This is a genomic window from Clostridium sp. KLE 1755, from assembly GCF_000466465.2.
Lineage (GTDB): Bacteria > Bacillota > Clostridia > Lachnospirales > Lachnospiraceae > Eisenbergiella > Eisenbergiella porci.
Genome location: NZ_KE992661.1, coordinates 10266 through 22766 on the forward strand (window position 1 = coordinate 10266; position 12501 = coordinate 22766).

At 43.4% G+C, this 12501-nt stretch carries 14 protein-coding genes; 9 read left to right on the forward strand and 5 right to left on the reverse strand.

The window, feature by feature from the left end; genetic code table 11:
• Positions 1 to 179 precede the first annotated feature (179 nt).
• On the reverse strand, positions 180 to 1427 hold the full coding sequence (locus tag HMPREF1548_RS03750; protein ID WP_021634430.1) for a GNAT family N-acetyltransferase: 1248 nt from the start codon (positions 1425 to 1427) through the stop codon (positions 180 to 182).
• Here HMPREF1548_RS03750 and HMPREF1548_RS29340 point away from each other — a divergent pair.
• Genes HMPREF1548_RS29340 through HMPREF1548_RS03760 form a run of 3 tightly spaced genes read left to right on the forward strand, consistent with a single transcriptional unit; the run spans position 1417 to position 2092 of the window.
• Entirely contained in the window at positions 1417 to 1653 is a 237-nt protein-coding gene (locus HMPREF1548_RS29340; protein WP_157065628.1) for a hypothetical protein, read from the forward strand. The genes HMPREF1548_RS03750 and HMPREF1548_RS29340 overlap by 11 nt on opposite strands.
• 51 nt (positions 1654 to 1704) lie before the next feature.
• Positions 1705 to 1920 carry a hypothetical protein gene (locus HMPREF1548_RS03755; RefSeq protein WP_035320934.1) on the forward strand — a complete coding sequence of 72 codons (216 nt, stop codon included), beginning with the start codon at positions 1705 to 1707 and terminating at the stop codon, positions 1918 to 1920.
• Entirely contained in the window at positions 1892 to 2092 is a 201-nt protein-coding gene (locus HMPREF1548_RS03760; protein ID WP_055725858.1) for a hypothetical protein, read from the forward strand. The genes HMPREF1548_RS03755 and HMPREF1548_RS03760 overlap by 29 nt, the downstream gene beginning before the upstream one ends.
• Before the next feature lie 98 nt (positions 2093 to 2190).
• Here the strand turns inward: HMPREF1548_RS03760 and HMPREF1548_RS03765 are convergent, their stop codons facing one another.
• Together HMPREF1548_RS03765 and HMPREF1548_RS03770 are read right to left on the reverse strand one after the other, a co-directional pair.
• On the reverse strand, positions 2191 to 2724 hold the full coding sequence (locus tag HMPREF1548_RS03765; protein ID WP_021634434.1) for a flavin reductase family protein: 534 nt from the start codon (positions 2722 to 2724) through the stop codon (positions 2191 to 2193).
• A 25-nt stretch (positions 2725 to 2749) separates the two neighbouring features.
• Entirely contained in the window at positions 2750 to 3832 is a 1083-nt protein-coding gene (locus tag HMPREF1548_RS03770; RefSeq protein ID WP_035320965.1) for an NAD/NADP octopine/nopaline dehydrogenase family protein, read from the reverse strand.
• A 250-nt stretch (positions 3833 to 4082) separates the two neighbouring features.
• Between HMPREF1548_RS03770 and HMPREF1548_RS03775 the strand changes: the two genes are divergently transcribed.
• The 3 genes from HMPREF1548_RS03775 to HMPREF1548_RS03785 all read left to right on the forward strand — a co-directional run bounded on the left by HMPREF1548_RS03775 (position 4083) and on the right by HMPREF1548_RS03785 (position 6257).
• A complete protein-coding gene (locus HMPREF1548_RS03775; RefSeq protein WP_021634437.1) occupies positions 4083 to 4805 on the forward strand; it encodes a LysR family transcriptional regulator in 723 nt (240 codons plus the stop codon).
• Positions 4806 to 4870: 65 nt separating this feature from the next.
• Positions 4871 to 5020 carry a hypothetical protein gene (locus HMPREF1548_RS03780; RefSeq protein WP_157065629.1) on the forward strand — a complete coding sequence of 50 codons (150 nt, stop codon included), beginning with the start codon at positions 4871 to 4873 and terminating at the stop codon, positions 5018 to 5020.
• A 172-nt stretch (positions 5021 to 5192) separates the two neighbouring features.
• Positions 5193 to 6257: a helix-turn-helix domain-containing protein gene (locus HMPREF1548_RS03785; protein WP_021634439.1), complete on the forward strand. Its 1065-nt coding sequence runs from the start codon at positions 5193 to 5195 to the stop codon at positions 6255 to 6257.
• Positions 6258 to 6347: 90 nt separating this feature from the next.
• On the opposite strand, the gene HMPREF1548_RS03790 is transcribed toward HMPREF1548_RS03785, so the two are convergent.
• Together HMPREF1548_RS03790 and HMPREF1548_RS03795 are read right to left on the reverse strand one after the other, a co-directional pair.
• Complete coding sequence (locus HMPREF1548_RS03790) at positions 6348 to 7184, reverse strand: polysaccharide deacetylase family protein (protein WP_021634440.1); 837 nt, start codon at positions 7182 to 7184, stop codon at positions 6348 to 6350.
• A 592-nt stretch (positions 7185 to 7776) separates the two neighbouring features.
• Entirely contained in the window at positions 7777 to 8646 is an 870-nt protein-coding gene (locus tag HMPREF1548_RS03795; protein WP_021634443.1) for a helix-turn-helix domain-containing protein, read from the reverse strand.
• A gap of 266 nt (positions 8647 to 8912) precedes the next feature.
• Here HMPREF1548_RS03795 and HMPREF1548_RS03800 point away from each other — a divergent pair, with 266 nt between their 5' ends.
• From HMPREF1548_RS03800 to HMPREF1548_RS03810, 3 genes are all read left to right on the forward strand, one after another.
• On the forward strand, positions 8913 to 9833 hold the full coding sequence (locus tag HMPREF1548_RS03800) for an ABC transporter permease (protein WP_035320936.1): 921 nt from the start codon (positions 8913 to 8915) through the stop codon (positions 9831 to 9833).
• An 11-nt stretch (positions 9834 to 9844) separates the two neighbouring features.
• Positions 9845 to 10726 carry a carbohydrate ABC transporter permease gene (locus HMPREF1548_RS03805; RefSeq protein WP_021634445.1) on the forward strand — a complete coding sequence of 294 codons (882 nt, stop codon included), beginning with the start codon at positions 9845 to 9847 and terminating at the stop codon, positions 10724 to 10726.
• 103 nt (positions 10727 to 10829) lie between these two features.
• Positions 10830 to 12494: an extracellular solute-binding protein gene (locus tag HMPREF1548_RS03810; RefSeq protein WP_021634446.1), complete on the forward strand. Its 1665-nt coding sequence runs from the start codon at positions 10830 to 10832 to the stop codon at positions 12492 to 12494.
• Positions 12495 to 12501: the final 7 nt, after the last annotated feature.

Consider the following 12501-nt stretch of genomic DNA (forward strand, 5'->3'; position numbering starts at 1 on the left):
GGAGCCGCGACAATAGTCGCCAGCGAGGAGTTCAGCCACGCTGACAGCAGAAGGGAAAAGGGAAGCTGCTGGAAATACCCCATTTTTGCGTCTGACTGCGCAGAATAGGGACTCCCTCCCCCCGGCCCTCATCCCATATACCGCCCGACATCCCGGAACGGCACGGGGCCCACACCCCTCTAAAAGTAATCGGAAAAGTAAGGCTTCTCTACCGGAATCAGCCGCTCCAGCCATGTGAGCATATAGTACTCAGTCTGGATTTTCTCATGATCATATAGATAAGTGGGCCGCTTATAGCCCATAAGCATGGTGGTCAGCGTATTTATGGACAGTTCCACCACGTTGATGGACTGGTTGTCCTCCACCTGCTCACAGATAGTTTCCCCATCATGCCAGGAAACCATAAAGTCACCGGCATTCCAGGGCGCCAGCTCATCGATAACACGGAAATGAATTTTGAAATCCTCAGGCTGAATCTGATAAGGATATTCCAACAGGAAGTCATGCACATCAATAATTCTGGCCATGATATAGGGGGAGATAGTCTCCGTAATTTCACTGTCTTCAAATAAATAGGCCATGGGCTCTCCGGAATAATTGTCGCCCTGTACCTGTGTGATCATGGAAAAATGAGCGCTGATATAGTTCCAAAGCCCGTAATTGGCCTCAATATTCAGATAAACCATTTCTTTGATATGGAAGATTTCATTAGCGATATAGTAAACCACATAGCCAAGCGGCTTATGATCTTTATTGTAATAGACGGCAGCGATCATATCGTCATTTTCCCAGCGCCAGTATTCATCCCAGGCCAGGTTGTCCCGGATCAGTGCGCCGTGATGCTGCAGGGCAAAATAAGAATGGACGTTATGATAGTCCTCGGAATCCAGGCTGACACGCTCCACCATGCCGGTCACCGGCCTGGCCTTGGGAAGCTGGGTGTCCTTTACTGTGAAGGTGAGCTTATCGGAGACGATTTCCCAGCCCATTTTCCTGTAAAAGGGAATGGAATAGGGATACAGGAATGAAATCGGGAATTCCTGTTCATGCATGTAGTTAACAACCCGTTTCATGAGGGAGTGGATGAGCCCTTTTCCCGTATATTCGGGGTAGGTGGCAACACCTGTAATGCCGCCCATATCCATGATGTTGTCGTGAATATTTACCTTCATGGAATAAACGACGATCATGGAAGCCAGCTTTTCCTTGTAAAACCATCCGAGCACATAGGCCTCTTCCAGAATGGGACGTTTGGCGTATTTGATTTCCTCCTGCTCCCAGCCGGTCTGCAGGAGTTCATAGGATGTGACCTGGAATGCGTACTGGAGCAGGGCATTGAACTGTTCCAGATCACTTTTGTCCAGCTCCCGCATTCGGTAATCTCCGTTAATTTCCAGATATGTGTGGTTCTCTTTTTTGTTTTCCATAAAAGCCTCGTTTGCTGTTTGGGGTTCATTATATTATCTGACGGACAGCCGCTTTGTGATCAAAGAACCGGAAAGCGGGCATCTATCTATTTATTCTACATCAATAAAAACCAGCCGTCCATGGGATTTTCCCAAAAAACATCCTGAAGTTTTTACAAAAGCAGATGAAATGGGCCTCAAAGAGAAAAAAATGTTTATCGTCCAAACTTTTTTCTCCCCGGCATAATCTATAGAGTGAAAGAAAAAGTAAACAGAAAGCGAAAGGAGAAACATAACTGTGAAGGAACGGAACAGTTATGGAAAAATTATGAAAAGAAACTGGATACTTGCAATAGGAATTATCAGCGTACTGAGCATTACGGCCTGCGGAGGAAACCAGGCGGGGCAGAAGGAAAGCAGTGCACAAACCGCAGGCTATGAATCTGAAGCACAGGATGCCGCAAGCCAGGGCGGAGATGCAATAAATGGGGAAGAGCAGTTGTATTGTCAATGAAGCGGGAGACGGGATGCTGAATGTATCTGATATGGAGGGAAATTCCTATACCTTTCAGACGGACGCTGCCGGACTGCAGGTGAATGATAAAATATTTGTCTATTATACAGGAAATCTGGATGACGGAACTGCGCAGGTGCTCCGCGTTGAAAAATACGTGAGTGAAGAATAGAAACGCTGAAAAATAATACGCAGCAAAAAGAAGCCCTTCCTTCTGTACACAAACAGTGACAGAACAGGAAGGGCTTCTTCCTTCTTTGTGCCTTTCCGTTAGTCTTTTACAAGAATATCTGTAATTTCCGCGATGTACAGAAGGTGGTATCCGCCGCCGGTGCCGTCAGCATGGTTTTCACCGCCGTACCATTTTTGGGTGAAGGCTTCATCACCGAGGAAATCCTCCTCCTTCAGCGGAGTCACGCAAAGCTTTCTGCACACAAGCGCCATGCGGCACTCTTCAAAATAAGGGATGTCTCCAGCATGAGCCACGGTGAGCCCGGCTTTTTCCACCTTATCCTGCTCCCTGCCGGAAACGGTTCCGCAATAGCCCAGCATTTTCCGGTAGCTGTTGTCAAATACGGTGAGGGAAAAGCCCTCCGCCACATCCAGGAATTCCCTGGTGAAGCGTTCCGGGCGCACCGCGCACATAACCACGGGTTTCTGCCATAAAATTCCCATGGTCGCCCAGGCGACCGTCATGGGATTGACGCGTCCTTCCTTTTCGGCGGACATCAGGAACCAGTCCTTACCGATTAAATCAAATATATTTTCCGTCAGCCCCGCGGGCTTGATAGAATGAAATGCCATGTTTAAACTCCTTCCGATAAAAAAATTAACAGCCTGTTTCCAGATATTCCTTCAAACGTTCCTTTGTCATGCCTTCGATTCCCAGATCCTGAAGGGAATGGCCCTTTTCCCAGCAGTCATAGCCTAACAGGGCGGAGCCGATTGTGATCATGGAATCAATGACCGGCACGCCGACTCCCATGGCATGCGCCAGCTTGGCCCAAGGGGCAAGGCCGTAGGGGATATCCTCAGCGTAATAGCGGTTGCCTGTATCGGCAGGCCCTTTTATTTTTGCAAAATTAGGGTCGCTGGCAATCGCTTCTCCAATATCGTCCGTGACAACCGAGCCGCCCACACCGTGGGCAACAATGTCGCTTGCATAGCCGAAGCTGTCAAGCAGTGCGATACGTTCTTTGTCGATTGCTTCCGTGGTACGGGCCACGCAGGGGGTAAAGCCCTCCGTATAGAAGAAAAATTCTCCCTTAGCATATTCAATCCGTCCGGCGTTCAGAATGCAGCCGGGAACGTGGATGATCGGATTCAGGCTGGAAAGACCGCAGGCGATAACGCTTTCAACCGCTTCCAGCGCAGGATAGAAGGGACGGAGCTTTTCCAGGGTTTCCTGCGTTTTGCACGCCGGCATGACGCCTAATTTCAGGGGATTGAACAGGCTCATGATCAAAGTGCTTCCGGGGCCCTGCAGCCGTGTTGCATAAGGAAGCGTGTTTGTTTCAGCGACAACCACATCCTTTACCCCTTTTTCCTGGAATTTTTTCCAGAAGATAAGACTGTCGAAGGTGCCGGGAAGGACAACCACGGTCTGCCCCGGTTTTACGATGTCTGAGAGCTTATCCGCATAAACATCATGGGCGAAGGCGGGAACCGCCACGAAAATAAATTCCACATCCTCCACGGCCTCCTTCAGAACGGAGGTCACCATATCGATTTTTACCACGGCATTTCCGGCAGCGCCGGCCATGGTGATTTCATGTGTTTCAAATACCTTCTGCAAATTACCGGCAAAACGGGCATCCTCATACATATGTACGCAGAAGCCGCGGTTCGTCAAGTCCGCAGCCGCGGCATGACCTCCATTCCCACCGCCTAAAACAGCAACCTTTAAAGCCATATACATACACATCCTTTCGTGATATTAATAATTTTTTCCTGTAATTATTGTAACGCTTGCAACCCGGGAACGTATCATATAAAATTGCTATCAGGATATATAAAAAGAATATGGGCCAGGGGGCTGCTGTCCGGGAAGAGACACGGCGCGGCAGGGCACAAGGCTGAGGCAGAACCGGCAGCCCATATGGAGGGAACAGATAAATGATAAGGAATGCGGCGGCGGATACCGGCGCGGCAGGGAGGGAAGGATGAACCTTCAGCAGTTAAAATATGTACTTGCCATTTATAAGGAGGGCTCTATTACTAAGGCGTCCCATGCGCTGTTCTGCGCGCAGCCCAATCTGAGCAGCGCTTTAAAGAGCCTGGAAAATGAGCTGCATATTAAAATTTTTGAGCGTACGCCCGGCGGGGTGGAGCTGACGCCTCAGGGAGAGGCGTTTATTTCTTATGCCGCCAATATAATGGCTCAGGTGGAAATGCTGGAGAACATTGGAAGCAGGCCGGCGGAGGTCCCTGCTTCCCTGGGGATTTCCGTTTCCCGCGCTTCCTACTGCACCCAGGCGCTGTCGCAGTGGATGAATGCCAGGATCCGTCCGGAGCAGCCGCTGTCGCTGCATTTCTGTGAGACAAATACGGAGAAGGTGATCGATCAGGTTTTCCGTGCGGAGAGTGATCTGGGCGTGATACGGATTCCCGCTTTTTATGAAAGCTATTATAAACAGCTGCTGGCCAATAAAAATCTGTGCGAAACCCTTCTGATGCAGTTTAAACTGCTGCTGGTCATGCGTAAGGATCATCCGCTGGCAGATGCGCCGGATATTACGCCGGATATGCTGCGCCCTTTTACGGAGGTGGTGCACGGAGATCACAGGAATCCATCCCTGACAATGGCCCGTATCGATCCAACCCTGCAGGACACGCCGCCCCGGAGGATTTATGTGTATGACAGGGAAGCCAGATCGATCTGCTGAAAACGCTGCCGGGCTCCTATATGTGGGCATCCCCCGTCCCTGCGGATATTCTGGAGGATGCGGGCATGATTCAGCGCACGGCCTCCATGTCCAGAGTATACAATCTGGATCTGCTCATATGGAGGAAAAACAGCCCCGGGTCGTCTCTGGTACGCAGTTTTGCCGATTACCTGCAAAAATATGCCGGAGAGCTGGCCGGAGAATGGGGAGAATGAGAGCGGCGGATTAAATGACAGAATAACCAACCATTTACAAGGCCAACCATTTACCAGGAGATTAACCGGCGGTTAATTTTATGTCGTTTAAATAAATAACGCTTCAATTGTTTCCGTGCGGCAGGACAGCTATAATTGGAGGTGACAAAGCAGCAGGAAGAAGGAGGCGTCCATGAAAATAAATGAGATTATCAGGGAAAAGCGGTTGGCAAAGGGACTGACCCAGGAGCAGGCGGCATCCCGTCTGGGAGTATCGCCGCCGGCGGTGAATAAGTGGGAAAAAGGAGTAACTTATCCTGATATTACGCTGCTTCCCGCGCTGGCAAGGCTGTTGGACACAGATTTGAATACGCTGCTTTCCTTTCAGGAGGAGTTAAGCGATCAGGAAATTGAGGCATTTCAGAATGAATTATTGGCCGCGGCGGAAACGGAAGGCACACAAAAGGCATTTGCGCTGGCAATGGAGAAGCTGCGGGAATTTCCTTCCTGTGATACGTTGGTTCTGAGCACTGCGCTGACGCTGGAGGGATTGATTTGCTTTTATGGAAAACCGGACGGCGACGAGGCGGAAGACGTACTGGAACGCCTGTATGTCCAGGCGGCAGGGAGCGCCGATGCCCCGACGGCAAATCAGGCAAAGGTCATGCTTTTTTCCAAATATATGGGAAGACAGGAGTATGAAAGGGCGGAAAAACTGCTGGAGGAGCTGCCGGAGGAAACGGCCAACGGCAAAAACAGACTGCAAATCAGCCTTTATACGGCGCAGGAAAGATGGGAAGAAGCGGCTCCTCTGACACAGCAGAAACTGATGAAGGATATAAACGGCGTGCAGTCCTCCCTGCTTTCGCTGCTGGATATTGACCTGAAGCTGGGGAGAATTGACGAAGCGAAGCAGGTGGCGGCGGTGCTCCGGGAAATGACGGGGATTTTTGATTTGTGGGATTACTGCGCTTATCTGGGAGACTTTGAAATAGCGACAGCACAGAAGGACGCTGCGGCAGGAATGAAAATTCTGGAGAAAATGCTTCCTGCCATGCTGAAAAAATGGGAACCATACAGCTCTGCGCTGTACAGCCGGATCCCCCGGAAGGAAAATGGCAGGAATATAGGAAGCCTGCTGATGCCAAGGATACTTGAGGATTTGGAAAACCCGGAGGCGCAGGATTTTGATTTCCTGCGGGAGGTTCCCGGTTTTACTGAGTTTATGAAGGACATGAAGGAAAAGCTGAAGAAATAAAGGAAGTGCCTGATACCGGGAATACGAACCGGGGATCAGGCACTTCCTGTTTCCGGGGGAGGAGGCGGAAAATATGTTTTCAGAATATATTTATTTATCCTTTATCTGGCGTCCCTCCGCGTTCATATGATATCCATCACGGTAAATCAGCTCGGAAACAGGGACGATTTCATAGCCCTGCCCTTTTATATTGGTAATCAGGGTATCCAGTGCGTCCGCCGTGTATTTTGCCCCGTTATGGCACAGGATGATGGAGCCGTTTCCCAGGTGCTTGTTGGTACAAACGGTACTGATGATGGAATCCACGCCGTAATCCTTCCAGTCGAGGGAGTCCACATCCCACTGGATTGGATAGTAGCCGCATTTGGTGGCTGTTTTGATGACATCGTTGTCGTAATCGCCATAAGGAGGACGGAACAGAAACATTTCATAACCGGTCAGGTTTTTTACCTTATCGTGTACTTTCATTATCTCCTGTTCTTTTTCATCGTTGGAAAGCTGACTCATATTTTTATGGTTTTCGCTGTGGTTGCCCAAATCGTGTCCGGCATCAAGGATGGCTTTTACGTCGTCTGGATAGCTTTCCACCCATCCTCCGGTTGCAAAAAAGGTTACATGGATATTGTGTTTGGCCAGTATCTCCAAGATCCTTTGTGTATCTTCGTTTCCCCAGGCGGCATCAAAAGAAAGCGCAACCTTTTTTTCATCAGTTTCCACGCAATAAATTGGGAGTTCTCTTCCGTTAATGGTGCTTGAAACGGAAACAGCTTGAGGGACAAACGTGGTAACGCATTTTACAAATGCAACCACACCCAGGAGAAAAAGAGCGGATTTAATTACCTGGTTGCGCAGATTGGTCTTAAAGTCCTCCGCCTCCCGGAGCCTCTTTATCTTACATTGTATGAGGTGAACAAAATCTTTTAACATAAGCTGCACCCAGTAAATCTATTGTTACAGTATATGCCGCTGAGAGGTGGTTATTCCGCGAGACATGAGGGGACAAATTGATTTTCTGTTATCCACATGTTAAAGACACTAGATATAGGCTGCTGTTTCCTTACTATACGACATCTTGAATTTTTGGTGGATAATGTGGATAACTATGTGGATAGTATGGGGAAATAATGGGGACAACCTTGTGATTAGAAAAATCCCAGATAGCTGCTAAGAACAAGGCAGAGTTGGCTGAGCAGGCGGAGGCTGCCGAAAAAAGGCCAAACGGAAGAAGAATTGTTACATACAGAATATTAAAATATATTATTGAATATTTACAAAGAAATTTTAATTGTAGTCAAAGACTATTTTAATGGCAAGAAGAAGGAATAGGGCGTTTGCACATCCGAATAAGAAAACCAAAGAAAATAAGCGTATCCCGCAGAAAGCGTTTTTTTGAAAAGCGTTGGCTTCTTGAAGATATGCTTATTTTATTGCGAAAATCCCTTAATATTATTTATTAGATAGGCTATTTTTTAAATCTGTATCTGTAGCGAAAATATATAATATTAAATAGTGAATGATTTTATCTCTCAATAGTATTTACCTTTGTCTCTTCAGCTCTTTTCTGATATTTCTTTGGCGTAATACCAATATATTTGGTGAAGGTTCTTGTGAAATTAGACGGATCATCAAACCCCGCTTTTTGTGCACTATCAGCAACGGAATATCCCTTTATAAGATAGTGCTGCGCCAGACTTATTCGTTTCCTCAGAGTGTATTCTTTAATTGTAAGACCTGTAATTTCCTTAAATCGGCGGCTTATATAGATCCCATTATGATATAATTCCTTAGATAATTCATCAAGAGTTATATAGTCAGGCAAGTGGTTATTTATGTAGTTCAGAGTTTTTTCGACTAGTTCAGGCATCGTATTTGGGAGTTTCAAAGCGTCACGTTTCAGCATACATGTGTTTATTAATACAAGTGCCTGAGCAATATAAGAACTGCACATGATATCTTTACCATATTCGTTGCCTTTGTATTCTTTATGAAGATTATGCATAATTTCAGATAATTTTTTTAATTCCTCTTCATTCGTAGCAATTATATTGGGTCTTCCAAATGGACGGTTAAACAATCTGTCTGTCAAATTGGTCTTTGGGGTAGAAAGCTTGTCCAGTATATTGTAGCTTACATTCACTGCAAAACGTTCATAATAGGTGCCTCCATAACTTTCAACCCGGTGATTTTCCCATGGCTGAATAAGGAGTATGTTGCCAGGGGTTAAATCAAAACGTGATTCTTCCACACAAACATGAACATGCCCCTTTATAAAAAAGAAAATTTCATATGCATTGTGGTAATGGTATATAGGAATGTCTGTTGGCGTAGTAGCATACCAGACGAAATAATCCGAAGTAATAGGATCAAGATTTTTTTCTGAATTCGGCATAATAAACCTCCATATAAAAATATGCTCGATATTTATTTTACACTGAAATTATTTTCTTGAATAATGGCAAAATATACAAAAATAACAGATGAAAAATGTTTGATAGTACTAATATGCTAAATGAATAAAAAATTATAAGGTTGTTTGACGCATGATTTATATTAGGTTAACGCAAACTATTTCCACAGAAATGGAGTAGAATAAAAGATATCAAACAAGTTATAAATTCAAGTAAAGATTCGTTTGGAATTATAAGGAGAGAGAAGATGAGAAAAAAGGACAGTCATAAATTAATAAGCCGTGTATGGAATTGTAAATGGTTATATATGATGCTGATTCCGGTAATTCTTTATTACATTGTATTTAAATATGTACCTATGTATGGGGTTACAATGGCATTTCAGGATTATAACGTATATAAAGGAATGTCAGGGAGTCCTTGGGTTGGATTTGGTATTTTTAAAAAGATATTTGAAAATAAGAATTTTTGGCTGGCAATTAAAAATACACTTGTACTAAATATTTTAACATTAGCAGTTAGTTTTCCATTAACAATAGGTGTGTCATTGATGCTGAATGAAGTATTAAGTGTAAAATTTAAAAAGATTGCTCAATCACTTTTGTATTTGCCGCACTTTATTTCCTGGGTAGTAGTAGCGGGGATTGCAACGAACCTATTTTCTCAGCAGGATGGAACAATAAATCAGATACTTCAAAATATGGGAGTGTCTTCAATACCGTTTCTTAGTGAACCTAAATGGTGGATATTTACCTATATCGTATGTAATGTATGGAAAGAAATCGGATGGGGGACAATAATTTACCTGGCAGCGCTTACTGGCGTAGATGAATCATTATACGAAGCTGCCTGCCTGGATGGGGCGACAAAATTTCAGAGGCTTATATATATTACATTACCTTCAATTAAATCTGTAATTGTTACTATGTTGATTTTACAAATATCAAAAATGATGACAATCGGATTGGATGCCCCCCTTTTGCTTGGTAACAATAAAGTTATTGGTACATCGGAAGTAATAAGCACCTATACATACCGTATTGGTATTGAGAATGCAAAATATAGCGAGTCAACTGCGATAGGCCTTTTCCAGTCCTTAATAAATATTATTATTCTGGTTCTGGCAGACAGGTTCGCTAAAGCAATTGGTGAGGATGGAATAATTTAGGAGGGGTGTCAATGCATCATATAAATATGAAAAAGAAAAAGTTATCTATTGGAACTGTAATTAATTATGTTTTGCTAACATTATTGGTTTTTGCCTGCGTATATCCATTTATAAATGTTATCGCATATTCATTGAGCGGGTATAATGCTGTATTGTCAAAAAAGGTAACTATATTTCCAATTGATTTTAACCTTGAAGCATATCGTCAAATTTTAGGGAAGGCACAAATTTGGTTATCCATGAGAGCTACTGTAATAGTAACTGTTGTTGGTACATTGTTAAGTTTGATTTTAACTATTTTTGCAGCATATGCATTATCAAGAGATTACCTGCCGGGAAGAAAGTTTTTTACAATATTAATTTTGTTTACGATGTATTTTGGCGGCGGCATGATACCTACATTTATGGTGGTAAAAGGACTTGGGCTTTATGATACGCTGACTGCCTTGTTTGTGCCTCAGGCAATTAATGTATTTAACTTTATTGTAATGAGAACTTTTTTTAAGGAAATTCCTCGGGAATTAGAAGAAGCAGCACGGATAGACGGAGCATCTGATCTCCATATTTTATATAAGGTTATTATCCCTTTGTCATTGCCAGTCATTGCAACAATTGGGTTATTTTATGCGGTAAACTATTGGAATACGTATTTTGATGCATTGTTATATATACAAAGTCCTGAAAAGTATACGCTTCAGCTTCGTCTGCGTGGATTGCTTTTTGCAGGAGAATTAAATTCTTCAGCGAGCATTGAAGGTGCAGGGACACCTGTAATGGCACAGTCACTTAAAATGGCTACAGTTGCTGTATCAACGATACCTATACTGGTGGTTTATCCATGGCTTCAGAAATATTTTGTCAAAGGAGTAATGGTAGGTTCTGTAAAAGGATAAATGTGCATGTAGTGAAGCGTGAAATTATAAACTGGAAAAAATGATACTAACAGCAATTGCTGTAGTTATAAAAAACTAATAATTTATTTAGGGAGGATGTAAGATGTTGAAAAGAAGAATTGCTGCATTAATGACTGCTGTTTTACTTGTTGGAAATATTGCAGGATGCTCAGGCTCCAACACAACAATCGAACAGGAGGCAAAAGAATCAACTAATTCAGTAAGTCCTGAAACGGAGGTAGTAAATGCACCTGAGGAAGGGGCGGGGTACAAAACAACATATGGGGATAAGATGTTTGATAACATAACCATTACCGTTGAACTCTTTGACCGCAGTAATGCTCCAAGCGGTTCTACAATTACAGATAACAAATGGGTTGACTATGTAAACCAGGAAATGAACAAAGTTGGAATTAATGTAGAATTTGTCCCGGTTCCGAGATCAGATGAAATTCCTAAAATGCAGACAATGATGGCATCAGGTACTGCTCCGGATATTACTGTTACTTATAGTTATGCTAATGCTGAAGAATATTATAAACAGGGTGGAACCTGGGATTTGTCACCATTTATAGATGGCGAAGATCAGGCAAGAAATATGAAGGCGTATTTAGGAGAAGATGTCATTAATATTGCGAGAACTCCAGATAATGTACTTTATGGTGTTGTAGCTAAGCGTGCTGTTACACAGATGTCAAATATGTATATTAGAAAAGATTGGCTGGATGCGCTTGGTCTTGATATTCCTAAAACCACAGATGAGTTATATAATGCAATTGAACAAATGGTAAAGAATAATCCGGATGGGCGTACGGATGTAATTGGCGCTATTTTGTGGATGCCACGTAATCTTCAGAAGGCTTTTTCCAAAATTGTTAATGATCCGGTAAAAGCAGATGTAGGTAATCCGAATGTTGGATTTGGTGCTGATGCTATAGGGGATTATTATGATGAAGGTATCCGTGACTATTATCGTTTTGTAAATAAAATGTATAACGAAGGTCTCTTAGATAAAGAGTATTATACACTGGATGAGGATACCTTTAAGAGTAAGGTAGTAAATGGTTCTGTAGCATGTTTCGAATCCAATGTGAACTATGCGGAGGGAAATAATAAATTAACTTCTACTCTTAAGGAAAATATTCCGACTGCAGAATTGGTTTCCATCCCGTCTTTACTAAATGTAAATGATGGTAAACAGTACAGTGCAGCCTACCAGCAGGGCGGTTTAGTTGCGTTTTGTCCTCTTTCAGCGAGTGAAGAAAAAGTAGAGGCCTGCATGACTTACCTTGACTGGATGTGTACGAAAGAAGGAGGATTTGTTCTCTTTAATGGTTTTGAAGGGGAGCATTATAAACTTGAAGATGGTGTGCCGATTGCGATTGATATAGCATATAATCAGGAAGATAAGGATTGGATTCGTACAGATATTTTCCTTGTGGGAAATTCAGGGTATTTTGATAATGAAGAGGATGCAATTCTTAGCCTGGCAAAAGAGGTACCGGAATTTGAACAGCAGATAATAAATAATTATCATAATGCTGCAAGTGGAACTCTTATTTATGAAACCTCCTATACTTCACCTTCAACTACGGATTTGGTAACCGATCTGAAACTGATAAGAGATGAATATATTGTAAAATGTATCACATGTCCTGAGGCAGAATTTGAAAGCACATTTGATACCTATATGGAAGAACTTAAAAATACTGGAATGGACACAATTATTCAGGAAAGAACCGAATACTTTGAAAGTATGCATAAGTAAATTGATG